Annotated in this window: 26 protein-coding genes; 10 read left to right on the forward strand and 16 right to left on the reverse strand. The window is 45.0% G+C overall.

Going from position 1 to position 22,508, the window contains the following annotated elements; genetic code table 11:
- Nucleotides 1–21: 21 nt before the first annotated feature.
- On the reverse strand, nucleotides 22–1,725 hold the full coding sequence (acsA, locus tag ACP26N_RS12020; RefSeq protein ID WP_426353914.1) for an acetate--CoA ligase: 1,704 nt from the start codon (nucleotides 1,723–1,725) through the stop codon (nucleotides 22–24).
- Between the two features lie 146 nt (nucleotides 1,726–1,871).
- On the opposite strand from acsA, the gene ACP26N_RS12025 reads away from it, so the two are divergent.
- The 4 genes from ACP26N_RS12025 (at nucleotide 1,872) to ACP26N_RS12040 (ending at nucleotide 5,209) form a co-directional block, all read left to right on the forward strand.
- On the forward strand, nucleotides 1,872–2,504 hold the full coding sequence (locus ACP26N_RS12025; RefSeq protein WP_426353915.1) for a GNAT family N-acetyltransferase: 633 nt from the start codon (nucleotides 1,872–1,874) through the stop codon (nucleotides 2,502–2,504).
- An 11-nt stretch (nucleotides 2,505–2,515) separates the two neighbouring features.
- Nucleotides 2,516–3,148 carry an acetoin utilization AcuB family protein gene (locus ACP26N_RS12030; RefSeq protein WP_426353916.1) on the forward strand — a complete coding sequence of 211 codons (633 nt, stop codon included), beginning with the start codon at nucleotides 2,516–2,518 and terminating at the stop codon, nucleotides 3,146–3,148.
- Nucleotides 3,145–4,338, forward strand: coding sequence for an acetoin utilization protein AcuC (locus ACP26N_RS12035; protein WP_426353917.1), 1,194 nt, complete (start codon nucleotides 3,145–3,147; stop codon nucleotides 4,336–4,338). Before ACP26N_RS12030 ends, ACP26N_RS12035 begins: the two co-directional genes overlap by 4 nt.
- Nucleotides 4,339–4,444: 106 nt before the next feature.
- Nucleotides 4,445–5,209, forward strand: coding sequence for a FixH family protein (locus tag ACP26N_RS12040; RefSeq protein ID WP_131502085.1), 765 nt, complete (start codon nucleotides 4,445–4,447; stop codon nucleotides 5,207–5,209).
- A gap of 50 nt (nucleotides 5,210–5,259) precedes the next feature.
- Here ACP26N_RS12040 and ccpA read toward each other — a convergent pair whose 3' ends face one another.
- From ccpA to ACP26N_RS12060, 4 genes are all read right to left on the reverse strand, one after another.
- Nucleotides 5,260–6,270 carry a catabolite control protein A gene (gene ccpA / locus ACP26N_RS12045; protein ID WP_131502086.1) on the reverse strand — a complete coding sequence of 337 codons (1,011 nt, stop codon included), beginning with the start codon at nucleotides 6,268–6,270 and terminating at the stop codon, nucleotides 5,260–5,262.
- A gap of 157 nt (nucleotides 6,271–6,427) precedes the next feature.
- Nucleotides 6,428–7,513 carry a bifunctional 3-deoxy-7-phosphoheptulonate synthase/chorismate mutase gene (locus tag ACP26N_RS12050; RefSeq protein WP_131502087.1) on the reverse strand — a complete coding sequence of 362 codons (1,086 nt, stop codon included), beginning with the start codon at nucleotides 7,511–7,513 and terminating at the stop codon, nucleotides 6,428–6,430.
- A 125-nt stretch (nucleotides 7,514–7,638) separates the two neighbouring features.
- Nucleotides 7,639–8,205, reverse strand: a complete 567-nt coding sequence (locus ACP26N_RS12055; RefSeq protein ID WP_131972381.1) for a YtxH domain-containing protein — start codon at nucleotides 8,203–8,205, stop codon at nucleotides 7,639–7,641.
- Nucleotides 8,205–8,774, reverse strand: coding sequence for a DUF948 domain-containing protein (locus ACP26N_RS12060; protein WP_114595229.1), 570 nt, complete (start codon nucleotides 8,772–8,774; stop codon nucleotides 8,205–8,207). Before ACP26N_RS12060 ends, ACP26N_RS12055 begins: the two co-directional genes overlap by 1 nt.
- 140 nt (nucleotides 8,775–8,914) lie before the next feature.
- Between ACP26N_RS12060 and ACP26N_RS12065 the strand changes: the two genes are divergently transcribed.
- Nucleotides 8,915–10,027, forward strand: coding sequence for an aminopeptidase (locus ACP26N_RS12065; protein WP_131502090.1), 1,113 nt, complete (start codon nucleotides 8,915–8,917; stop codon nucleotides 10,025–10,027).
- 53 nt (nucleotides 10,028–10,080) lie between these two features.
- Here the strand turns inward: ACP26N_RS12065 and ACP26N_RS12070 are convergent, their stop codons facing one another.
- The 7 genes from ACP26N_RS12070 to ACP26N_RS12100 form a co-directional block, all read right to left on the reverse strand.
- Nucleotides 10,081–10,521 (reverse strand): Dps family protein, encoded by a 441-nt coding sequence (locus tag ACP26N_RS12070; protein ID WP_026827708.1) that lies wholly within the window; start codon nucleotides 10,519–10,521, stop codon nucleotides 10,081–10,083.
- Nucleotides 10,522–10,637: 116 nt separating this feature from the next.
- A complete protein-coding gene (locus ACP26N_RS12075; RefSeq protein ID WP_026827707.1) occupies nucleotides 10,638–11,153 on the reverse strand; it encodes a DUF2179 domain-containing protein in 516 nt (171 codons plus the stop codon).
- Between the two features lie 171 nt (nucleotides 11,154–11,324).
- The gene (gene murC, locus ACP26N_RS12080; RefSeq protein WP_131502091.1) at nucleotides 11,325–12,620 is read right to left on the reverse strand and encodes a UDP-N-acetylmuramate--L-alanine ligase; all 1,296 of its coding nucleotides are present in this window, start codon (nucleotides 12,618–12,620) and stop codon (nucleotides 11,325–11,327) included.
- 81 nt (nucleotides 12,621–12,701) lie between these two features.
- Entirely contained in the window at nucleotides 12,702–13,601 is a 900-nt protein-coding gene (locus ACP26N_RS12085; RefSeq protein ID WP_426353920.1) for a hypothetical protein, read from the reverse strand.
- Between the two features lie 37 nt (nucleotides 13,602–13,638).
- Nucleotides 13,639–14,247 carry a YtpR family tRNA-binding protein gene (gene ytpR / locus ACP26N_RS12090; RefSeq protein ID WP_131972377.1) on the reverse strand — a complete coding sequence of 203 codons (609 nt, stop codon included), beginning with the start codon at nucleotides 14,245–14,247 and terminating at the stop codon, nucleotides 13,639–13,641.
- Between the two features lie 53 nt (nucleotides 14,248–14,300).
- Entirely contained in the window at nucleotides 14,301–15,098 is a 798-nt protein-coding gene (locus ACP26N_RS12095) for a DUF1444 domain-containing protein (protein ID WP_131972376.1), read from the reverse strand.
- Nucleotides 15,099–15,152: 54 nt separating this feature from the next.
- Complete coding sequence (locus ACP26N_RS12100) at nucleotides 15,153–15,461, reverse strand: thioredoxin family protein (protein WP_131972375.1); 309 nt, start codon at nucleotides 15,459–15,461, stop codon at nucleotides 15,153–15,155.
- Between the two features lie 124 nt (nucleotides 15,462–15,585).
- Here ACP26N_RS12100 and ACP26N_RS12105 point away from each other — a divergent pair, with 124 nt between their 5' ends.
- Nucleotides 15,586–15,876, forward strand: coding sequence for a hypothetical protein (locus ACP26N_RS12105; RefSeq protein ID WP_026827701.1), 291 nt, complete (start codon nucleotides 15,586–15,588; stop codon nucleotides 15,874–15,876).
- A gap of 99 nt (nucleotides 15,877–15,975) precedes the next feature.
- Here ACP26N_RS12105 and ACP26N_RS12110 read toward each other — a convergent pair whose 3' ends face one another.
- A complete protein-coding gene (locus ACP26N_RS12110; protein ID WP_131502096.1) occupies nucleotides 15,976–16,989 on the reverse strand; it encodes a PTS sugar transporter subunit IIC in 1,014 nt (337 codons plus the stop codon).
- Nucleotides 16,990–17,120: 131 nt separating this feature from the next.
- Nucleotides 17,121–18,191, reverse strand: a complete 1,071-nt coding sequence (locus ACP26N_RS12115; RefSeq protein ID WP_131502097.1) for a M42 family metallopeptidase — start codon at nucleotides 18,189–18,191, stop codon at nucleotides 17,121–17,123.
- A 120-nt stretch (nucleotides 18,192–18,311) separates the two neighbouring features.
- On the opposite strand from ACP26N_RS12115, the gene ACP26N_RS12120 reads away from it, so the two are divergent.
- Entirely contained in the window at nucleotides 18,312–18,614 is a 303-nt protein-coding gene (locus ACP26N_RS12120) for a PepSY domain-containing protein (protein ID WP_012371126.1), read from the forward strand.
- 59 nt (nucleotides 18,615–18,673) lie between these two features.
- Nucleotides 18,674–19,030 (forward strand): DUF1304 domain-containing protein, encoded by a 357-nt coding sequence (locus tag ACP26N_RS12125; RefSeq protein WP_188004604.1) that lies wholly within the window; start codon nucleotides 18,674–18,676, stop codon nucleotides 19,028–19,030.
- 64 nt (nucleotides 19,031–19,094) lie between these two features.
- Here the strand turns inward: ACP26N_RS12125 and ACP26N_RS12130 are convergent, their stop codons facing one another.
- On the reverse strand, nucleotides 19,095–19,610 hold the full coding sequence (locus ACP26N_RS12130; protein ID WP_131502099.1) for a hypothetical protein: 516 nt from the start codon (nucleotides 19,608–19,610) through the stop codon (nucleotides 19,095–19,097).
- Between the two features lie 115 nt (nucleotides 19,611–19,725).
- Nucleotides 19,726–20,367: a tRNA (guanosine(46)-N7)-methyltransferase TrmB gene (trmB, locus tag ACP26N_RS12135; RefSeq protein WP_114595216.1), complete on the reverse strand. Its 642-nt coding sequence runs from the start codon at nucleotides 20,365–20,367 to the stop codon at nucleotides 19,726–19,728.
- 175 nt (nucleotides 20,368–20,542) lie between these two features.
- Between trmB and cydS the strand changes: the two genes are divergently transcribed.
- Together cydS and alsS are read left to right on the forward strand one after the other, a co-directional pair.
- Entirely contained in the window at nucleotides 20,543–20,644 is a 102-nt protein-coding gene (gene cydS, locus ACP26N_RS12140; protein WP_426353925.1) for a cytochrome bd oxidase small subunit CydS, read from the forward strand.
- A 163-nt stretch (nucleotides 20,645–20,807) separates the two neighbouring features.
- Complete coding sequence (gene alsS / locus ACP26N_RS12145) at nucleotides 20,808–22,502, forward strand: acetolactate synthase AlsS (RefSeq protein ID WP_131502100.1); 1,695 nt, start codon at nucleotides 20,808–20,810, stop codon at nucleotides 22,500–22,502.
- The last annotated feature ends 6 nt before the right edge of the window (nucleotides 22,503–22,508 follow it).

The raw sequence follows: 22,508 nt of genomic DNA on the forward strand, positions 1-22,508 counted from the left end.
GTCTGTTTTTATAAGATAAACTTAGTCTTCCATCGTCGAAAGATCTCCTGTTTCAAGATTCAATTCCCAAGCCTTTAAGACACGGCGCATGATTTTACCGCTGCGTGTTTTAGGCAGTTTATCGCGGAAGTCGATTTCGCGAGGAGCCGCGTGGGCTGCCAGCCCCTCTTTAACGAATTTTTGGATTTCTTGTTTAAGTTCTTCTGTCGGCTCATATCCATCTCTTAGCGAAATGAAAGCTTTGATGATTTCACCACGAACCGGATCCGGTTTCCCGATGACACCCGCTTCTGCAACAGCCGGATGCTCAACCAAGCGACTTTCTACTTCGAATGGTCCAACACGTTCTCCGGCAGTCATGATCACATCATCGACACGACCTTGGAACCAGAAGTAGCCTTCATCGTCCATATAGGCCGAATCACCTGATACATACCATCCTTTGAAGAAATACGACTCGTATTTTTGTGGATTGTTCCAAATTTGACGCATCATCGAAGGCCATGGTGTTTTTAACGCTAAATTCCCCATCCGGAAAGGAGGCAACTCGTTTCCTTGATCATCTACAATCGCTGCTTGCGTTCCCGGAATCGGTTTCCCCATCGATCCTGGTTTGATATCCATTGATTTGTAGTTACAGATCATCATAGCACCCGTCTCCGTCATCCACCATGTATCGTGAATGCGTTGATCGAAAGCTTCTTTTCCCCACCGGATGACTTCCGGGTTAAGTGGTTCTCCGACCGAAAGGACATGCCGTAAACTGGACAGATCATGTGTATTTGCAATTTCCGCCCCAGCACCCATCAACATCCGGAAAGCTGTTGGTGCACTGTACCACACAGTCACTTTATATTTCTCGATGACACTGTACCAGAAGTCAGGATTAAATCGACCGCCAACGACAACATTCGTCGCACCGTTCAAAAAAGGTGCAAAGATACCGTAGCTTGTTCCTGTGACCCAACCTGGATCAGCTGTACACCAATAAACATCTTCTTCTTGTAAGTCGAGGACCCAACGTCCTGTCATCATATGTTGAATCATTGCGTTCTGAACATGTAAGACGCCTTTCGGTTTACCGGTCGAGCCCGATGTATAATGAAGGATTAAACCATCTTCCCGGTCTAACCAGACCGGTTCAAATGATTCCGATGCTTGATTGAACGCTTGTCGGAAATCCTTGATTTTATCATCTTCCTCTACGTCTTCATCAACTAAGAGAATCTGTTCGAGTGATGTCAGTTCATCACCAGGGACGCGTGGTAATAATGCTTTTGTCGTAATCAACATTTTTGCTTCCGAATCCAACAAGCGATCCCGGACTGCTTGTTCCATGAAAGCTTCAAATAACGGGCCGACGATCGCACCGACTTTCAACGCACCGAGTAAAGCAAAATACAATTCCGGCGAACGTGGCATGAAAATGAAAATCCGATCTCCAGCTTCGATACCCGCATCTTTTAAGACGTTGGCCGCTTTATTTGTCATTCGTTTCATATCAGCATACGTAAACGTTTGTTCCGTTGTCCCGTCAAAATAAATCAGCGCCGTCTTATTGGCACGTTCACCTTCTGCATGACGATCGATTGCTTCGTAGGCCATGTTGACTTTCCCCGTCGTCGACCACGAAAAATATTGTTCCGCTTCTTGCCAATCGTATGAATCTGAACCATCATATTCGGATAACCAATGCTTCCCCGGAAGCGCTTTCAAAACTTTCATGTCTCGTTCCTCCCCTTCGCTGTTCTCTCCTACATTATAAGCTAGTTAGCCTGTAGTTCAATCAATTTGCCGTCAACTTGTTAAAAAATCCCTCTCTTTCTTTCTCTGCTTTCGATTATAATGAACAGGAAGGTGGTGACGCTTACATGTTTGAAAAACAATTCAATCATCGTACTCATGAAACATCGCTTGGTCCAGTAGAAATCGAAGGACCAGTCACAAGCCAGGTACTTGCTTCTTATACACTTGATCCAGGCCTAACAGCTTTTCGACAACCTGCGGAACAGCATGAAGCACTCGTTGAAATCGCCGCTTTGGAAGAAGGACGTATCATCATCGCCCGACAAGGAAATGACATCATTGGCTATGTAACGTTTCTGTATCCCGATCCTTATGAGACATGGAGCGAGGGGAATAATCCGTATATATTGGAACTCGGTGCCATCGAAGTAGCGGCCCGCTTCCGGGGACAACAAATCGGTAAAAAACTCTTAGAAGTTTCGATGCTTGATCCAGCGATGGAACAATATTTAATTTTAACGACAGAATATTATTGGCACTGGGATTTAAAAGGAAGTGGTTTGTCTGTTTGGGATTACCGTAAAATCATGGAAAAAATGATGAACCACGGTGGGTTGGTCTTTTTCCCGACGGATGATCCAGAAATCGCCTCGCACCCTGCCAACTGTTTGATGGCACGAATCGGTAAACATGTCGCACCTGAAGTCGTCGCGCATTTTGATGCATTACGGCTCCGTCGTCGCTTCATGTACGATTAAGGAGGGCTCGCATGTTAATCGAACAAATCATGAAGACACATTGTATTACGATTCAACCTACAAACTCGATTGCTCACGCTGCCGAGTTGATGCGCCGTCACCAAATTCGGCATTTGCCTGTGATAAATGCCCGACAGGAACTGTTAGGCTTAATTGGTCTGCAGGAGATACAAAGTGCCAGCAGTGTGTTTCACCCGGAAACTTTTTTAAAGGATAAACAAAATGCGGTATCAAGCATCATGCAACGAATACCAATCACGGCTCACCCTCTTGATTTCATCGAAGATGCGGCTGTCTTATTTTATGAACATCGCCTCTCCTGTCTTCCGATTGTTCGGGGACGTCGCTTAGTCGGTTTAATAACAGAAACGGATTTGCTCCGGACCTTCGTCCAATTAACCGGTGCACTAGAACCGAGTTCACAAATCGAAGTCCGTGTCGAAAACACGGCAGGAACACTCGCTAAAATCGCTGGACTCCTGGCGAAAACAAACGTCAATATTTTAAACGTCTTAGTCTATCCGACAGATGATCCATACGTTCGGATCGTTGCTTTTCGTGTCCAAACGATGAACCCGATTCGCGTCATCGAAAAATTACGAAAGGAAGGATTTGATGTGGTTGGTCCTGATATGAGCCGATGAAAGAGTTTGCTTATGTATACAGCAAAGAAGAGGCTGCCTACCGCTTCTCCGACTCCCATCCGTTTAATCCGATTCGACTCGAATTAACCCTGTCCTTATTGGAAGCAACCGGTGCCCTCGAGAATATCGACTGCATCGTCCCCCGTCCGGCAACAGACGAGGAATTATCGTTGATTCACGATCCGGATTACATACAGGCGGTGAAACTCGCAGGACACGGCGAACTTTCTCCGATGAAGGCGCAAATGTACGGATTAGGAACCGAAGACACCCCTCTTTTTGACCAGATGCATGAAAGTGCAGCCTTGCTCGTCGGCGGAACGATTGAAGCATGCGAGCTTGTCCTGTCCGGTCAATACCGGCGGACATTCCATATCGGAGGAGGTCTGCATCACGGCTTTCGCGGACGGGCTTCCGGTTTTTGTATCTACAACGACACTGCCGTCGCGATGGCAGCCATGATTCAAAAATACGATTGCCGGATTTTATATGTCGATACCGATGCCCATCACGGCGATGGTGTTCAATGGGCGTTTTACAACCGGGCGGATGTCATGACGTTGTCACTTCATGAAACCGGACGTTACTTATTTCCCGGAACCGGAATGGTGACGGAGCGTGGAGCAGAAGAAGGTTATGGTTGGAGCTGGAACGTTCCCTTTGACGCCTTTACGGAAGACGCTTCTTTTTTACATGCCTACCGGACTGTCCTGTTTGAAGCATGTGAACTCTTTAAGCCGGATTTGATCATTACTCAAAATGGCGCCGACGCACATGCCCTTGACCCGTTGACCCATCTGTCGTTAACGATGGAGAGCTACGAACAGATTCCTCAAATCGCCGTTGAGGCTGCTGACCGGTACACAGGCGGCCGGATTGTAGCTTTAGGTGGTGGCGGTTACGACTGGTACCGCGTCGTCCCTCGCGCCTGGAGTCAAGTATTTGCTGCTTTAACGAATCAATCTCCCTTCCAGGGGAATCTTCCGGAAGAATGGATTAAGCGATGGCAGAAAGAGAGTCCGAATGTTCCGGTGACATGGGCCGATCCTGTTCCACTGTATCCGATGATTCCTCGTCGTCCGGAAATCGAAGAAAAAAACTGGGAGACCGTTAAACGATTACTGTGGCCGTTCGTCGATGATTCTAAAAAAGAACACTTATCGTTCTCCTCCCCTTATTCAAATGATTAAAAATGTCTTGTTCTTTTCACAATTACTTCGTGGGCATTTCACAAGTTCTTGTTATACTAAATAAGCTTTCATTACTTTATTTAGTAAACGAAAATTGGGGGAATCCGTGTTGAAGAAAAAAACAATAGGCTTCATGGGGATGTTTTTCGCGACAGGACTTTTGCTTGCCGGATGCGCGAATGACAAACAAGCAATGGATCACGATACAATGCAAGGATCCGGAAAAAAAACAGTCGACGTTAAGGTTGATGTACCGGCGAAGACGATGGAAAATCAAAAAGTGGTTTTCCAAGCGACAGCACTTGAAAATAAAAAGGCTGTTAATCTGGAAAACGTAGCTTTCGAAGTCTGGAAAGCGGATGAAAAAGAAGCGGTTCATCAAAAGTTTAAAGCGGCATTGAAAAAGACAGGTACTTATCAAGCCGAAGCCAAGCTTGCTGAAGGCGAATACGAAGGACTTTATCATATCAATGATAAAAACGGACTTCACCATATGGATAAAATCTCATTCGTCGTCATGGACCACTCGCACGAAGGCGCGAAAAAGAACACGACTGAACATACACACAAACACGCTACCGTTGAAGGATTATCCGTTCATTATATGGGTGCTAAAACAGTGAAGGCCGGGGCAAAATTCCCCGTCTCCTTTCATGTCTTTCTAAACGGCACACCACTCAAGGCAGATGTTCAAATTGAAGTCATCGAACCCGGTGTCGAAAAACATACGTATCTGCCGCTCACTAAAAAATCAGATCAATACGTAGGTGAAGTCTCGTTGACACATCCAGGAGAGACCATCGTCCGACTTCATGTCGAGAACGATCAATTACACCATCACCAAGACCAAACGATAGTCGTTAAACGATGAAAAAAAGTCTGTTTCTTTTCCGGTTGGAAAAAGAACAGACTTTTTTTTGATCAAGAACGGGTAGAATCCCGTTGTTCGATTCGGTGTGGTAAGGTCACATCGTTTGTCTCGATTTCTTCTTTGTTGAGGATTTTCGTCAACAAACGCATTGAAACGGCTCCGATATCATACATCGGTTGAACGACCGTCGTCAGTTTTGGACGAATCATCGTTGCAAGACGCGTGTTATCATGACCGATGACTTCGAAGTCTGCCGGAACTTGATGACCAGCGTCTTGAAGAGCATGAATGACACCAAGCGCCATTTCATCTGTCCCTGCAAAAATCGCACGTGGACAAGCATCGCCAAGTTCAAGTAATTGGTTCATCGCCTTCATGCCTGAATCGTACGTGTAGTTTCCAAGGACAACATTTTGCTCATCAAACGGTAAATTGGCTTCTTCCAACGCGCTCCGGTAGCCGGCAAATTTCTTTTCTCCATTAATCTGTTGTTCAAGTGGTCCAGTAATGAATCCAATCCGCTTATGACCATTGTCAATCAGAGATTTTACAGCATCATGTGCAGCACTTTCGTAATCAATATTAACGGCCGGAAGATCATAATCTTGGTTTAAAGTAGCCGCCAATACGATTGGAACAGGTGATGTTTTAAATTCACGGACAAGATCTTCATGAAGACGCCCACCCATGAAGATGATTCCATCGACTTGTTTACCAAGTAACGTATTCAACAAATGAATTTCTTTTTCAGGATTTTGGTCCGAGTTACATAGGATGATATTGTACTTATACATCGTTGCAACGTCTTCAATTCCCCGTGCTAAATCTGCAAAAAAGATATTTGAAATATCCGGTACGATGACGCCGACAGTCGTCGTTTTCTTACTGGCAAGACCTCGTGCGACGGCGTTCGGACGGTAGCCGAGTTGATCGATGGCATCCTGTACTTTTTTCCGCGTCGACGGTTTGACATTCGGATTTCCATTCACTACACGCGAGACGGTCGCCATGGAGACCGCGGCTTCCCGTGCGACATCATAAATCGTTATATTACTGTTCAAAACAAATTCCTCCTTATTTTAGACAACCTTTTTGTTTTCATTCTTGTTTTCATTTTTAGGCAACACGAAAGGAAGACAGGAAAAGATAACTTTCTTTTCCCATTCTTCCCTCATTGTAAAACGTTTTCATTCGCTAAAGAACAGTCTTTTTAGAAAATCATTGAACGTTTAGTGCCGGAAAAGTAGAAGTCAGATTCTCGATGAACGAATCGAACTCATTAAAATCTAATTGTTGGTTTGCATCCGATAACGCAAGCGCCGGAAACGGATGGACTTCTACCATAACAGCATCTGCTCCGATCGCATACGCTGCTTTTGCAGTCGGAAGAAGTAAATCTTTACGGCCCGTCGAATGGGTTACATCGACCATGACCGGAAGATGTGTTTCTTGTTTGAGAATCGGAACGGCAGAGATATCGAGTGTATTGCGGGTCGCCCGTTCATACGTCCGAATTCCGCGTTCGCATAAGATGACCTGTTCATTCCCGCTTGCCATGATGTATTCCGCAGCGTACATGAACTCTTCAAGTGTAGCAGACAAACCCCGTTTCAACAGAACCGGCTTGTTCGTTCGCCCTACTTCTTTCAACAAGTCGAAGTTTTGCATGTTGCGGGCACCGACTTGAATGATGTCCACGTAAGGCAGAGCTGATTCAACTGCGCTTGGTGTCATGATTTCAGTAATGACATGAAGACCGTGCGCATCAGCTGCTTTTTTCAACATCTTTAATCCGTCTAATCCAAGACCTTGGAAATCATATGGTGATGTCCGCGGTTTGTAAGCACCGCCACGCATGAAGCGTACACCATGCTTTGCCAGTTGTTCTGCCACCTCAAAGACCTGTTCTTCACTTTCGACCGCACACGGTCCTGCAATCAATTGTTGGGAACCGTCACCAATCACATCATCCCCGATGCGAATGATCGTATTCGTCGGTTTTTGTTTTCGGGAGACCAACAACTTCCGTGTCCGATCCTCCCCTTGAAGTTCAAGTGAAGCTTTGAAAATTTCTTTAAATACGTGCTGTAGGCGTCCTGTTTCAAATGGACCATGATTGCTCGCTGCAATCGATTCAAGCATCTGACGTTCACGGACCGGATCATACCGATCGATTCCCTGGGCACGTTTGACTTCACCGATTTCAACCGCTATTTCCCCTCGTTTATTGATTAACGCCAGTAACTCAGCGTTTACTAAATCAAGTTCATCCCGTAAACGTTTCAATTCTGCATGTTGATCCATTCTTCTACCACTCCCTAATCAGCATATAGCTCGTAATAGCAACTAATTATAGCGAACTCTTGTGAAATTGTACATAAATAAAGCGTACTCACTATTTAAAGTCAGTGAGTACGCTAAAACGTTGCTTATTTTTTAGGTTGTTTTTCATGACTTAACTTTGCCTGGGGATCATTGTCCTCATCTTCTGTATCTTCTTCGTTCTCTTCTCCTTCGAGATCTTCACGTAATTCAGATAGCTCAGCAACCGTTTCAGTATCAAGTTGTTCTGCTACCGGAGCCCCGTCCACTTCGTCACCGATTTCTCGTTCGATATCACGGACCAATTGTTCCGCTTCTGCAAGTGCAGCATCGATGCTCGATTGGTCTTTTTCAAAACCGGCATATTGTGCCGCTTCCTGGACCGTCGGATTCTTTTTCGCTTTTTCAATGACAGGTGCTGCTTTATCTTTTGCTAATTGAATCCATTCGCCGACGAGTGGTTCTGCTTTTTCGCGAACGACTTGTGTCTGTTCGTTTAAACGTTGGCGTGCTGGCGCTGTCCGCTCATCGAGCATTCCGCGCATTTCACGGCCTGATTTCGGACTTGATAATAAAGCGGCTGCTGCGCCGATTAGGCCACCGACGATGATGCCGGCAAGGAATCCGCCACCTTTAGAAGTATCTTGTGTTTGGTATGGATGTTGTTTTGTCATTATGAACGATCTCCCTTCAACTCATCTGGAATACTTTCGACATCCGGAACAGAAACGATTTCCGGTGTAACCGGTGTTTCTGCTTTTTTACGGAAGCGACGACGCGGTTTCTTTTCGACTGTTGTTGTAGCTGTTGTCGAAGAAGTCACGTCTTGGCCTGGTTCAGGCTTATTTTTCTTAAAGAGTTCCACCGCGACTGATCCCCAACGGACGGCTTGTGCGATTTGTTCTTTGTTTGTATCCGCAGCACCTGCGACCGTGTCAGACACAGTCCGAACTGAATCAGTTACTTTATTGAGCGATGTTCCGAGTTCTTCGATTGAGTTCGCAACCGGTGCAAGCAATTCTGTTTTTTCTTCAATCGTATCGACAAGACGATTCGTTTTGTGTAACAACGCTGTTGTCTCCATCATGATGCCGTCTAATTGACGCTCGAGCCCTGCTGTCGTATCCGCTACGTTGTTAAGTGTCTTACCTGCTGCGCTCAATACGCGTGCGAGGAAGATGACGAGTACTACGAATGCAATCGCAGCAACCAGTCCGGCAATTCCGCCTAATGTAATTTCCATGGTTCGTGCCTCCAATTTCTTTTGCTAGTGTCTAGTTGGTAGTTCGACGTCGGGGCAGTTGTTCCTGCTACTCCAAATGGTTTATTTCCGTTACAATGATAAATGAAACCTACATACATCATTTTGAGGAGGAACTTTTCATGCGTGACCCGCGCCTAACACAACTCGCAACGAATCTTATCAATTATTCAGTAGCACTTGCTCCTGGTGAAAAAGTCTTGATCGAGAATTTCGGAATCGAACGTGAACTTGTCGAAGCACTCGTTGATGCCGCTTATGAAGCCGGTGGTCTTCCATTTGTCCTCTTAAAGGATAACCGTGTGTTACGGAAATTGTACCGCAATGCATCGGAAGAACAACTTCAGTTAATGGCAGACATCGAACAAAAACAAATGCAGGCGATGGATGCTTATATCGGTCTGCGTGCCGGAGACAATATCAATGAACTTTCCGATGTCCCGTCTGACAAAATGAAGCTGTACGGTAAAACGCTCGGTAAAATGCATACCGAAGATCGTGTCAAAGGCACGAAATGGGTCGTGTTACGCTTCCCGACGACTTCAATGGCACAACTGGCGAACCAGTCGACAGAAGCTTTCGAAGATTTTTACTTCGATGTCTGTACGCTTAACTACGCGAAGATGGGTGAAGCCATGACGCCCCTCGTCGATTTGATGAATAAAACTGATCGCGTTCGTCTCGTCGGTCCCGGAACAGACCTGACTTTCTCAATCAAGGACATTCCAGCCATCAAGTGTGCCGGCAATGCCAATATTCCGGACGGAGAAGTCTTTACGGCGCCTGTCAAAGATTCGATCAACGGAACGATTTCATACAATACGCCTTCCCCTTACCAGGGCTTTACCTTCGAGAACGTCAAACTGACATTTAAAGACGGTAAAATCGTAGAAGCAACAGCAAACGATACGGAACGGATCAATCAAGTATTTGATACAGATGCCGGAGCACGTTTTGTCGGCGAATTCGCAATCGGTGTTAATCCGTTCATCCAACATCCGATGAAGGATATCTTGTTTGATGAAAAGATTGATGGTAGTTTCCACTTTACACCCGGTCAAGCATATGCCGAGGCTTACAACGGAAATGACTCATCCATCCATTGGGATTTGGTGAACATCCAACGTCCTGATTACGGTGGCGGAGAAATTTGGTTTGATGATGTCTTGATTCGTAAAGACGGTCGATTCGTTTTACCTGAACTCGATGTCTTGAATCCTGAAAACTTAAAGTAAGGAAAAACGGACGGCTCATTCCATAGAGGATGCAGCCATCCGTTTTTTTTGACTTATTTTTTTAATGTTGCACGCAACATCCAAATTTGTTTTTCAATTTCTTTCGCTTGTGCCAATAAATCGTCTTCAACCGTCACATCCTGCGATTCAAGATGTACGATTGCATCCAGCATTTCCTTGCGAATCTGTTGGAAGTCACTGATGACCGACTCGACCATCTCATCTGCTGATAAGCCTGGTTTAGCTTCTTCAAGCGTCGTTTGCTCCAAATATTCCTTCAGTGTTGCAGAAGGCATTCCGTTGTTCATCAACAGACGTTCTGCCACGACATCGTACTGTTCCGAAACCCATGTGTATAATTCTTCAAGCTTTACATGTAACGTCAAGAAATCAGGACCTTTAATGTACCAGTGGTAGTTATGGAGTTTTACAAACAGGACACCATAGTTTGCCACCTGTTGATTTAAAGCCGTCTTAGCATGATTACTAATCATTATCGATTTCTCCTCTCATAAAACTATGTTTTGTTCTATTTCATCTTTATCCTTAAATAACAAAACTTAAACATGATTTCATGAGAGATTCTTCGAGCATGCAGTAAAAAAATTTCTTACTGAGACCGTTTCAATCCTTTGAGCATATAACCGCCTTTGAAATCCACCGAATCAAAAGCGACAAGAAACGCTTTCGGTTCATACTCCTCGACCAGGTTACGCAATACTTTCATTCTTGTCCGGGCTGCCAGTACATCCAGTCGATAACGAATTCCATCACGACCCTGACCTTGATAATGTGTGACTCCGAATCCGTTATCCCGGATAACTTGAATCAATTCTGCCGGAAACTCTTGTGTGTGAACTTGAATCATATTGTATCCAATCGCCAGCTTCCGTTCGACGAATCCTCCAATCAGAATACCAAGACCGAATCCAAGCGCATAGACAATCATTCCGACTGTCGTCAAGTCACGGAATACGATACCGAGCGCAAAGATATAAATCAACGTTTCAACCGTTCCTAACACACCTGCAATGATTGTTCTTCCTTTGACGAGCATGATGGTACGTAATGTCAAAACAGGTACGTAAATCAGCTGTAACAGTAAGATGAGTAAGATTTGTCCCATGACGTCTTTCCTTTCTAAATAACATACCCCCACTATTCCAAAAATTAATTCAAGATGCAATCAAAAATTTACAACAACCTACCTCAAAATCACTTCAGTTTTTTTTGTTTCATGAAACCGACAAAAAAGACACTGACAAATGAATGTCAGTGCCCGTTCTTACTCAGGATGTTATTTCGTGTTTTCGTACTGGTGTTGATACGTTTGAATGTCTCCTGCTCCCATAAAGAGCAATACGGCATTTTCGTGTTTACTTAAGAGTGATACATTGTCCCGTGTCAAAATATCCGAGCCCGGCACTTTTTCTTGTAAGTCTTCTACCCGGACCTGGCCTTCCTGCTCACGTGCCGATCCAAAGATTTCACACAGATATGTGGCATCTGCCTCGCGTAACGATGTCGCAAAATCATCCATGAATGACTTCAAGCGAGTATACGTATGCGGTTGAAAAATCGCTACGACTTCACGATCCGGATATTTCTTGCGTGCAGACTCAATCGTCGCACTGATTTCTTTCGGATGGTGTGCATAATCGTCAACAAGAATCTGCGAACCGAAGTTAGATTCACTAAAACGGCGTTTCACTCCGCCGAATGTAGACAGACGCGCCGCTACCTCTTCTTTGTTCAATCCTTCATACTGGCAGATTGCGATGACAGACAGTGCATTCAAGACATGGTGGCGACCAAATCCAGGAATCAGGAATGTCCCGTAGAAGTCATCCCGGAGATATACGTCAAACGATGTTCCATCTGGAGTCGACGTTGCATTTTCTGCACGGAAATCATTATTTTCGCCAAAACCGTAATACAGAATCGGAACATTCGCCTGAAGGTTTTGAAGATGTTCGTCATCTCCACAAGCTACGATTGCTTGTTTGACCTGCATCGCCATCTCCTGGAATGCAGATACGACGTCATCAATGCCTGTAAAGTAATCGGAATGATCAAAGTCAATATTCGTCATGATGGCATAGTCCGGTTTGTAATACAGGAAGTGGCGTTTGTATTCACACGCTTCAAAAACAAATGCTTTCGCATCTTCTACACCGGCACCCGTTCCATCACCAATCAAAAATGCCGTTGGTGTAATTCCACTCAAGACATGTGACAGTAACCCGGTCGTCGATGTTTTACCATGCGAACCGGTAATGGCGACAGACCGGTACTCATCTGCTAAATAGCCTAAGAAATCATAATAATGATAAATCGTTAAATCCAGTTCCTTTGCCCGAGCAATTTCTGGATGATCATCTCCAAAAGCATTTCCTTGGATGATGACTTGATTTTCTTTAATGTTGTCCGCACTGAACGGGAAAAACGGAATTCCTTTTGCCCGCAAGGCATCTTCTGTAAAAATATGCTTGTCAATATCAGAACCTTGTACTTGATGATTCATTTCATGCAGTACTTGGGCGAGTGCACTCATCCCTGTCCCTTTAATCCCTACAAAATGATAATTTGTCATATATGAGCCCTCCAATTCACGTTCCGGTCCGTACCATCGGGCTTGGGTACAAAACCTGTACCATTATAGCAAACCGACTTATTATTTACCATTTAAATTATTTTGTTCCCGACGTGCACGATACATGGCCATCAAGTCTTTCGTCGTCATCACGACGTTTACCGGTGGTCCGACCGGTTTTTTAATTTGAACCGACTGGTCTGTAGGTACCTTTTCTGCCCCACTATTTTCTACTTTGATTTCAGCGACTAAATCGTTTTCAGCAGAGGACAGTTCTTCTACCTGTGTGACCGGTTCCTCCGTTTTGTGATCAACGTGTAAAGTACCTGTTGATAACTGGACAGGTTCCGCATCTTCTCCGTGAACAGCGTGCTCTTTCAAAGTCATTTCAGACTTTTCTTCCACAGGACTCTCTTCGGTTAATTCTTCCATCGTCTCTTCTTTACTCATTTCTTCTGTAGCAGGATTTTCTAACGCTTGAACGGTATCGTTTACTTCAACAATATCGTCTGCTGCAGGAAGAGAACTTTCCGTCGTCACTTCTGCTTCGACTTGTTCTTCCGAAACATCTGACGGAGAATTTTCTTCGATTGTCGGTTCTGGAACGAGGATGTCTGCATCTGTCGTCGGTACTAAGCCAGCATCCGCTTCGGTTAGATCCGTCTGTTCCATCGTCTCGATCCGCGACTCTTCGTTCAATTCTGATGTCTCATGTTCAAGCGACTCTTCTGATTTTTCCTCTTCCTGTACACTTGAAACATCGACTTCAGATTCGTCAGAATGGATTTCCTCTTGGATCGACCGTTGCTTTCTAGGTCGTTGGAATCCGTAAATAGGCGATGGAACATCCGTCAACACGAAACGATCTTCACGCTCTTCTTTTTTAGGCCGTTCAACGGGTTTTGTTTCTTTTTCGCCTGCTAATTCACGTCGAATTCGTGCTGCCTGTTCCTTTAACGACTGTTCATAACGATTGCTCATTCCCTCACCCCTCCATCTTGTTAAAAAATCGGCCGAATTATCGACCGATTAAAAATGCTTCTCCCGTTTTCGCCGTATCCTCAAGGACAAGAATTCCTTTTTCCTGCGGTGCATCCGGCAATGCGAGTTCCCGTGCAGAACAAAGCATTCCGCTCGAAGCCACTCCACGTAACGCGGACGGACGAATGATTAATCCGGACGGCATGACTGCGCCAGGTTTAGCGACCACTACTTTTTGTCCGGCAGCAACGTTTGGTGCTCCACAGACGATTTGCAATGTCTGACCATCCACCTCTACTTGACAGACCGACAACTTGTCCGCATCTGGATGTTTTTCAGCAGATGCTACGAATCCGACTACGAATTTAGGTGAATAATCAATTTCACGTGCTTCGAAATCGACTCCGTTTTCTCCTAGTACGCGTTGAACCGTTTCAACAAGTTCCGGTGTCAATTCGACCGGTCCTACAGCGTTCAATTCAAACTGCTTTGATGCTTCGAAGATGTTATAGCCAATGACGTCTTCGCCATGGAAAATCGTTGCTACATCGCCTTTTCTTTCGGCAGTGATTTCAGCGCGTGGTGCATCTGCCAAGATGACCATCAGGACGTCCCCGACACCTTCTTTATTATAAAAAACATTCATGCAATCCATGACTCCCTTCAAACTTTCTCACAATGCCTATTGTAGCAGATTATTCAACTTTTCGGATGCTTGTTTTTTGCAAGAACGAAGACAGGTTCCAGTTTACCTTCTTCATACATGAACGGAAGCGCCGTTACCGGAACCCGTCCGTTCGTGAAGAAATCGAACATCAATTGTTGTAAAACATCGTATCCTGCATCATTTCGGATATCAGCAAAAATCAGCACATCCTGATGCGGAATCCCGACAGCAAACTCACCTGTCATTTTTTCAGCGTAATCGCTCAATAATTGTTTATTTAAGACACGACTTGCTTCATATCCATCACCCGTACTCAGGAAGTAAAAGATGTTCCCGGCTACTTCGTCCATTTTAAAAGGGGCTTCCAGTGTTTTTAAATTAAAGCGGGCTGCTTCTGACAAATGTTCGGTCGTCCACCCTGCCTGATGTAACAATTCTTCGTCAATCAACCGGTACGTGGCACCTAAATCAAGCGCGTACATGATTTTCGTTTCACCGGTATGGGGGGTGCTGATGATTTTCTTACCATCTTTCGTTTCATCCGCAAAAGATTTTGCCCGAATGACCGGAAAGACTTGTTGCTCATGACCAATTAAAGAAACCGGTTCCGTCTGTTCCAAAACGGCTTTGATGTATTCGATTGTCTCTTCGACTGCGATGACACCGCGACGCTTCGCTTTCGCTACAAGTGGATTTAATCCCAGATCGACTCCTGTACGATCTTTTTTCCGTTCGATGCGAAGCACCGATTTTTCACGATCGAAATACGTTGTATAGTGGGTTGTATCAAATGCCTCAGTAACAAGGCGACGAATTTGTTGTAGTTCCATGAATCCATTTCATCCTTTCCTATTAAAAAAAGCGAGTCAGCACTCGCTTTTGTCTCAGACTGTTTCTAAAAAGGCTGTAACCTGTTCAGGTGTTTTTCGTTCTTTCCCGACATAACGGCCTGTCTCTTCATTTTCACGATACGCGACGAAACTCGGGATTCCGAAGATGTCCATTTCCTGGGCAATTTCAATGTGCTGATCGCGATCGACGTAATAAAAATTGAATTCATTAAACGTCTGTTCCATCTCCGGCATGAACGGATCTAAAAACCGGCAATCCGGGCACCAATCCGCCGAGAAAAGGAAAATCGATTTTTCTTTTTTTGCTTGGTCAAATTGTTCTTTTGATTCTAATTTTTCCATCTGTTACACTCCCTCAATACTTGCTTTTTCATTGGGTTCATCATAGCATATTCGAATGTTTCTGTGCGTTTTGGCGCTCTGTTTGCTATACTGCAACTAGAAAATGTCCTGAAAGGAAATTATTATGACTGATCAACCTGTTAAACATCCTTTCGAACGATTTGTAGGTTTTGTCGGCATGACAAGTTGTCTCCGATATGGATATTCGTTCATCGATTCCGAGCGTAGCCTGCCTCAAATTCTTATTTTTCTTGTGGTCGGATTCGCCATCATCATGTTACTCGAAGCCATCGGGAAACGGCTCGCCAGAAAATTACCAATCGTTCGGATGCGTTACTTGATTCCGCTCTATCTATTGTACTTGTATGTCTTTTTCACAAGTTTTTACTCCAGCTCGTTTGGTTTTTCCCTGTAAGTATACGTATGTAAAGAGAAACAGGCGGTGGATGCGCATCCACCGCCTGTTTCTCTTTCTTTGCCTCTTTCAAAAAGCCAATGAACAAGCATATTCTCATTAGTACTCGATTTTCAAATCTCCGTCTTTAATCCGTCCCATGCGATGAAGGGCCCGATAAATCAAATAACTCAGCAGCGCTGGTGCCAGGAAACATAAAACAAAGACAGCTAAATAATACTCCGCTTCAAATCCCATCGTTTTTAACATCATCAGCGGACCGACAAGTCCGCTTGTCCCCATACCCGATCCTTCAGGATTACTTTCGAGTGTCAACAAGACGGTCGCGAACGGTGCGAGCAGTGCTCCCGCCAGTGTCGGCGGGACAATCGTCCATGGATTTCGAATGATATTACCCACTTGTAACATCGACGTGCCGATTCCTTGGGCAATGAATCCACCAATCCCGTTATCCCTATAACTGATGACACCAAATCCGATCATCTGTGCCGCACAGCCAATCGTTGCAGCACCGGCCGCCAGTCCGTCAAGACCTAACATGATACCGAGGGCAGCACTTGAAATCGGAGCTGTTAAGGCGAGACCCATGACGGTCGCGACAAAAATCCCCATAATCAAGGGTTCTCTTTCTGTTCCCCACCGGATGACTTCTCCTAAATCGGTCATCAATGTTCCAATCCAAGCTCCGACGTACTTACCACTTACAAAACCGACGAGCAACGTGATCAATGGCGTTAAGATGATATCAAGACGCGTCGTCTTTGAAATCAATTTTCCGATTTCAGTAGCAATGACCGCTGCGACATAACTTCCGGCAGGGCCTCCTGCTTCATAACCAAATGCACCGACAGCAACGGCAGAAAACAAAACGAGTGGTGGCGCTTCAAGTGCAAACGCGACAGCCACTCCGATTGCCGGACCCGTCAGCGCGATTGCCTGTTCTCCGACCGTAACGAGCATTCCCGCTTCAATACCTCTTGCAATCAATCCTTCACCTATCGTCTTTAAAATTAATCCCATAATCAAAGAACTGAATAACCCTAATGCCATATAGCTGAGCACTGTAATAAAATATACTTTCGGACTAAGTAAAATCCCTTTTCTTTTTAACAAGATGCCACTTCCTTCTGTTTGAAATCAGATTCATTATAACAAACTCCAAAAAAAGGTCATACATTTGTTTTTCATGTGACAAGACAGTCGGGATGTAAAAAGAGGATGCACAAAGGCATCCTCCATTATCTTCATTTGATTTGTAATGTTGCGAGCGTCGTCGCATCGAGTTGCGTGACAAGTTTCTTGAGCAATTCTTTTGCCGCATCGTAGTCATCCGTATGCATGATCGAGGCATGCGTATGAATATAACGTGCCGGAAGACCGACGACCGTCGTCGGAATACCGTTGTTCGAACGATGAATGACTCCCCCGTCCGTTCCGCCTGCACCAACATAGTATTGATACGGAATCTTGTTCGATTCTGCCGTATCGAGAACATAATCTGTCATTTCTTTCGATAAAATCATGACGCTGTCCTTAATCCGTAACAACGGTCCTTGACCGAGCTGACCAAATTCTGTTTTATCACCTGAAGCATCGTTGGCCGGTGAGGCGTCGACGACAAAGGCAACATCCGGATCGATCAGATTCGTTGCTGTTTGTGCGCCGCGTAAGCCGACCTCTTCTTGAACCGTCGCTCCTGAGAATAAGATGTTTGGATGATCCGACGCTGTCGTCTCTTCCAACAACTCGATCGCCATACCGACGCCGTACCGGTTATCCCATGCTTTCGCCATGATTTTTTTAGGATTGGCCATCGGTGTGAACGGGAAGAACGGAACAGCCGGAATACCCGGACGGATGCCGAAAGATTCCGCTTCTTCTTTTGAGTCTGCCCCGACATCGATGAACATATCTTTGATTGCCATCGGCTTATTCCGGACTTCATCCGTCAATAAATGTGGTGGTATCGAGGCAATGACACCGGGAATGATGCCGTTATCCCCACAAATCGAGAACCGTTGTGCGAGCAGTACCTGACTCCACCAACCGCCGAGCGGTTGAATCCGGAGCATGCCGTTTTTCGTAATCTGCGTTACCATGAAGGCCACTTCGTCCATATGACCGGCAACCATAACCTTCGGACCATTTTCCTGTCCCGTCCGTTTGCCGAAAATCGAACCGAGACCGTCCATGACGATTTCATCCGTCACCGGTGTAATGCGTTCTTTGACAAAGCGTCTGACATCGTGTTCAAATCCAGGTGCACCATTTAATTCTGTCAATGTTCGAAACAAGTCTCTTGTTTTTTCATTCATATGTATCGCCCCCTGTTCATTCATTATACAAAATTTTGCTTCAATCACTTAACCTTTTGTTTCTCACTGGACGAATTATTTGGTACAGTAGGAATAGAACCTGTAAGGAGGGGAATTTTAATGAAAAAACGCTATTGGATTATCGGTCTCGCAGCAGCGGTCGTTGCCGCTTTCGCAGTCAAGAAGGCTGTCGACAACAAACAACTCTCTGCCGAGGAAGCGCTCGAAATCACGAAACGCACATTTTCAGCAAAAGGACGTGTCCAAGGTGCATGGATCTCTGCAACACCAGAGGCGTACGCATACGAGTCACGTGACTACCAAAGCTACAAAGGTGGCATCTCGGTCCTTGAAGGTGACGATGAAAAAACGTATCAATTCACAGTTGATGCGGAAACAGGTGCTTTACTCGAATACGCATAATAGACGGACCATACTTCGATCGACGAAGTATGGTCTTTTATAAAGAAAGGAGTCTCGACATGTCTTTACTCGCTATCTTCTTTGTACTGCTAGTCGCTGTGGAACATTTTTATATCATGGTACTTGAAATGTTTCTTCTATCATCTAAGTCTGCCAAACGTACATTCGGACTGACCGAAGAAGCGGTCTCAAATCCGCAAATCCGGACATTATTCGCCAATCAAGGTCTTTACAACGGTTTTCTTGCCGCCGGTCTGATCTTCGGACTGATTCTTGATTCCCCGGCTGTTCAGTTGTATTTCCTCGGATGCGTCATCGTTGCTGCCCTTTACGGTGCAGCTACTGCAAATGTCTCGATTCTTTTCAAACAAGGACTTCCAGCCATCATCGCTTTTTTACTCGTTTTATTTATCTAAAAAAATCCCTTGTCCGTCCCGACGAATCGGGTCAGACAAGGGATTTTCATTTGTTTAAAAAAGATTAACGCGGGTTATCATTACGCTCGTAGATCGGGTTCATGTATTCCGTAGTAGAGTACAGACGCGGTACAACAACGTATAGCATGATAGCTGGTACAGCAATTAATAAGATCATGAGTAACATCGGCAACCAGTAGACTACTTTTTGGTGCAGGTTATCCGAGTTGCTGTCAATGTATTCTTTGACGCCGTCTACTTTAGCCGCATCTGCGCTTGTAAGTAATTTACCGCTGTCTGCGTTAAAGAAATGGATTTCACGTTTGATCGTGATGAAGATTCCATCACGAACAGTCTCGATTACCGCGATTCCGCCGATAATCTGTTCACCTTTTTCACCAGTGAATGTTTTTGGATCTTCAATTTCTACAGAACCTTTTTTATAGTCGTAATGTGTACTCTTCAAATCCTCGTCAAGTGCTTTTTGCATAGATGACGTATCAATCGCAGCGAATACCGATTGTCCGATACTCAATGCGAGAAAGAGTGCCGTTACGAAGGCTAAGCTTTTTTGCCACATCCCCAATTTCCCCCTTTACCTGTAAATACAGTTCTTCAGTCAACAACATTGTACCAATTAATAAGAAAAAAGTGTGAAAGAAATGCTAGGAAAATAAGAAAACTTTTTGTCTAAATTATTTCGTATATGTTGCTTCCATCCGATAAATCGGTTGACCCAGTGCTGAAAAACGTTCTTCGTATTCCGTTCTGACGTTATTTTCCGGCTCATTGGCATGTAAATCAAGCGACATCCAATCGAATGTCATGCCGTAAGCAGACATCGTCATCAGACTGGATTCAAATAATTTCCGGTTATCCGTCTTAAAATGAATCTGCCCTTTTTCCGGTAAAATATCTTCATACGTCGCTAAAAACGTTTTGTACGTCAAGCGGCGTTTGGCATGGCGTGATTTCGGCCAAGGATCGGAGAAGTTCAAATAAACACGGGCAACCTCTCCTTTTTCAAAGAAGTCACGCAAATCTTTTGCATCAACCGTCAAGACACGAACGTTTTCAAGTGGTTCTTCCACCATCTTTTGAACGATTGCGACCGCAACGCTTTCAAACAACTCGATCGCGATAAAGTTGACCTCCGGATACTGTTTTGCCATCCCTGTGATGAAGGCCCCTTTGCCTGACCCGACTTCGATGTAAATCGGATTTTCATTTTTAAATTCATTCGACCAGTTTCCTTTTAAAGTCGACGGGTCTGCTATATAGATGGAGGATTGCTCTTTCATATAATCCAGCGCCCATGGTTTGTGGCGTAAACGCATATTGTTCATCCTTTCGATTCTTAAATTATCCGCAGATAAGTTTATCATGATTCGGGTAAATATATAAGATGTTCTTGATTGACGCCAAAAAGAAAGTTCAGCAGATCGTCACTTGAGAATAACTGAGCAATCTACTACACTTACAGTACAAAGTTTCTTGAAGGAGGTTTTAATGATGGATGACTTCTTAATTGCCTGGGGTTCTCCGATCGTCCTTGTCATGGGTGTAGCAGCCCTCTTTGTTTGGGCGACATTCGGGAAAGTTAATGCGGAATAATGCTGACGTGTCAGACATCTTGTGTAGATCACAAGGTGTCTTTTTTAGTTTCTGAACGATTCACCTTGGTTTCTCACTAAAACAGATGTATACTTTTTACGAAACAGTTTTTATATTACAGCTATCGAACAACCAAAACTACTGGTAGAAAAGGAGAATTGTAATGATTGAAAAACAAAACAGTGAATCAGAAGAATTAGTACAGAAGAAAACAGGGGCCGATTTGGTTGTGGATACTCTCATCGAACAGGGTGTCGATTACATTTTCGGAATTCCTGGAGCTAAAATTGATTCTGTCTTTAACGTTTTGCAAGACCGCGGACCAGAACTGATCGTCGCACGTCATGAGCAGAACGCTGCTTTCATGGCGCAGGCGATCGGTCGCTTGACGGATAAACCCGGTGTGGTTCTTGTCACGTCAGGACCAGGTGCTTCGAATCTTGCGACCGGTCTTGTCACGGCAAACTCTGAAGGCGATCCTGTCGTCGCGATTGCCGGCGCCGTCACAAGAGCTGATCGTTTGAAACGAACACATCAATCGATGGATAACCAAGCACTGTTCAAACCGATCACGAACTTCAGTGCTGAAGTTCAAGATGCCGACAACATTCCCGAAGTGTTATCCAATGCTTTCCGGACGGCCGAAACGACATCAGGTGCTGCGTTCGTCAGCATTCCGCAAGATGTCGGATTAAATGAAGCAAACGTCACTTCGTTTAAAGCCGTCCAAACCCCTAAACTCGGAATTGCACCGGAAGAATGGATCGATGAGACAGCTACCTTAATCGAACAAGCGAAATTACCGGTCTTATTACTTGGTATGCGTTCAAGTCAACCCCGTGTCGTCGAAGCAATCCGTGCTTTGTTAACACGCGTTTCGATTCCAGTCGTTCAGACATTCCAAGCGGCCGGCACACTGTCGCGCGAGCTTGAATCCAATTTTTATGGCCGAGTCGGTCTTTTCCGTAACCAACCGGGAGATGCTTTGCTTGCTGAAGCCGATCTTGTCTTGTCGATCGGATACGATCCAATTGGGTACGATCCGAAATTCTGGAATCAACCGTCTCAGGAGCGGACATTAATCCACCTCGATCAAATGCGGGCTGAAATTGATCATTTCTATCGTCCTGACCGCGAGCTTGTCGGTGATGTCGCAGCAACCATCAATGCTTTATCAGAACGGTTAAACGCATTGACACTTCCAGAAAGTTCAACTGAGTTTTTACGTGGTCTTCAACAACGGTTGGAAGAACGGGACATCCCGCCAATCGTCAAAGACTCGCCACTCACTCATCCGCTTTACTTTATGAAAACGTTACGCGAACAAATTGCTGACGATGTGACGGTCACAGTCGATGTCGGTTCACATTATATTTGGATGGCGCGTCACTTCCGTTCGTATGAACCACGTCACCTTCTATTCAGTAACGGGATGCAGACGCTTGGTGTTGCATTACCATGGGCGATTGCGGCGACACTCGTTCGTCCCGGTAAAAAAGCCGTCTCGATTTCCGGAGATGGCGGCTTCCTCTTTTCTGCAATGGAACTGGAGACGGCAGTCCGTCTGAATGCCCCGCTCGTCCATTTCGTCTGGCGTGACAGCGGCTTTGATATGGTAGCATTCCAGCAGGAAATGAAGTACAACCGAAAATCCGGTACATCGTTCGGTGAAGTCGATTTAGTGAAATATGCTGAAAGTTTTGGTGCAAAAGGACTTCGTGTCAATCATCCGTCAGAGCTCATCTCGGTCATGGAAGAAGCATGGCAAACAGACGGTCCTGTAATCGTTGATGTCCCGATTGACTACAGCGATAACATTACACTCGGCAAAGAGGTACACTTGGATCAACTGAACTGATAAGGA

Source organism: Exiguobacterium sp. R-39 (genome assembly GCF_049942815.1).
Taxonomy (GTDB): domain Bacteria; phylum Bacillota; class Bacilli; order Exiguobacteriales; family Exiguobacteriaceae; genus Exiguobacterium_A.

What these genes read in the sequence shown, in the direction of transcription:
- acsA (WP_426353914.1), bottom strand. Translation starts at nt 1,725, where the DNA reads ATGAAAGTTTTGAAAGCGCTTCCGGGGAAGCATTGGTTATCCGAATAT.
- ACP26N_RS12025 (WP_426353915.1), top strand. Translation starts at nt 1,872, where the DNA reads ATGTTTGAAAAACAATTCAATCATCGTACTCATGAAACATCGCTTGGT.
- ACP26N_RS12030 (WP_426353916.1), top strand. Translation starts at nt 2,516, where the DNA reads ATGTTAATCGAACAAATCATGAAGACACATTGTATTACGATTCAACCT.
- ACP26N_RS12035 (WP_426353917.1), top strand. Translation starts at nt 3,145, where the DNA reads ATGAAAGAGTTTGCTTATGTATACAGCAAAGAAGAGGCTGCCTACCGC.
- ACP26N_RS12050 (WP_131502087.1), bottom strand. Translation starts at nt 7,513, where the DNA reads ATGGATCAACATGCAGAATTGAAACGTTTACGGGATGAACTTGATTTA.
- ACP26N_RS12055 (WP_131972381.1), bottom strand. Translation starts at nt 8,205, where the DNA reads ATGACAAAACAACATCCATACCAAACACAAGATACTTCTAAAGGTGGC.
- ACP26N_RS12060 (WP_114595229.1), bottom strand. Translation starts at nt 8,774, where the DNA reads ATGGAAATTACATTAGGCGGAATTGCCGGACTGGTTGCTGCGATTGCA.
- ACP26N_RS12065 (WP_131502090.1), top strand. Translation starts at nt 8,915, where the DNA reads ATGCGTGACCCGCGCCTAACACAACTCGCAACGAATCTTATCAATTAT.
- ACP26N_RS12070 (WP_026827708.1), bottom strand. Translation starts at nt 10,521, where the DNA reads ATGATTAGTAATCATGCTAAGACGGCTTTAAATCAACAGGTGGCAAAC.
- ACP26N_RS12075 (WP_026827707.1), bottom strand. Translation starts at nt 11,153, where the DNA reads ATGGGACAAATCTTACTCATCTTACTGTTACAGCTGATTTACGTACCT.
- murC (WP_131502091.1), bottom strand. Translation starts at nt 12,620, where the DNA reads ATGACAAATTATCATTTTGTAGGGATTAAAGGGACAGGGATGAGTGCA.
- ACP26N_RS12085 (WP_426353920.1), bottom strand. Translation starts at nt 13,601, where the DNA reads ATGAGCAATCGTTATGAACAGTCGTTAAAGGAACAGGCAGCACGAATT.
- ytpR (WP_131972377.1), bottom strand. Translation starts at nt 14,247, where the DNA reads ATGAATGTTTTTTATAATAAAGAAGGTGTCGGGGACGTCCTGATGGTC.
- ACP26N_RS12095 (WP_131972376.1), bottom strand. Translation starts at nt 15,098, where the DNA reads ATGGAACTACAACAAATTCGTCGCCTTGTTACTGAGGCATTTGATACA.
- ACP26N_RS12100 (WP_131972375.1), bottom strand. Translation starts at nt 15,461, where the DNA reads ATGGAAAAATTAGAATCAAAAGAACAATTTGACCAAGCAAAAAAAGAA.
- ACP26N_RS12105 (WP_026827701.1), top strand. Translation starts at nt 15,586, where the DNA reads ATGACTGATCAACCTGTTAAACATCCTTTCGAACGATTTGTAGGTTTT.
- ACP26N_RS12115 (WP_131502097.1), bottom strand. Translation starts at nt 18,191, where the DNA reads ATGAATGAAAAAACAAGAGACTTGTTTCGAACATTGACAGAATTAAAT.
- ACP26N_RS12120 (WP_012371126.1), top strand. Translation starts at nt 18,312, where the DNA reads ATGAAAAAACGCTATTGGATTATCGGTCTCGCAGCAGCGGTCGTTGCC.
- ACP26N_RS12125 (WP_188004604.1), top strand. Translation starts at nt 18,674, where the DNA reads ATGTCTTTACTCGCTATCTTCTTTGTACTGCTAGTCGCTGTGGAACAT.
- ACP26N_RS12130 (WP_131502099.1), bottom strand. Translation starts at nt 19,610, where the DNA reads ATGTGGCAAAAAAGCTTAGCCTTCGTAACGGCACTCTTTCTCGCATTG.
- trmB (WP_114595216.1), bottom strand. Translation starts at nt 20,367, where the DNA reads ATGCGTTTACGCCACAAACCATGGGCGCTGGATTATATGAAAGAGCAA.
- cydS (WP_426353925.1), top strand. Translation starts at nt 20,543, where the DNA reads ATGGATGACTTCTTAATTGCCTGGGGTTCTCCGATCGTCCTTGTCATG.
- alsS (WP_131502100.1), top strand. Translation starts at nt 20,808, where the DNA reads ATGATTGAAAAACAAAACAGTGAATCAGAAGAATTAGTACAGAAGAAA.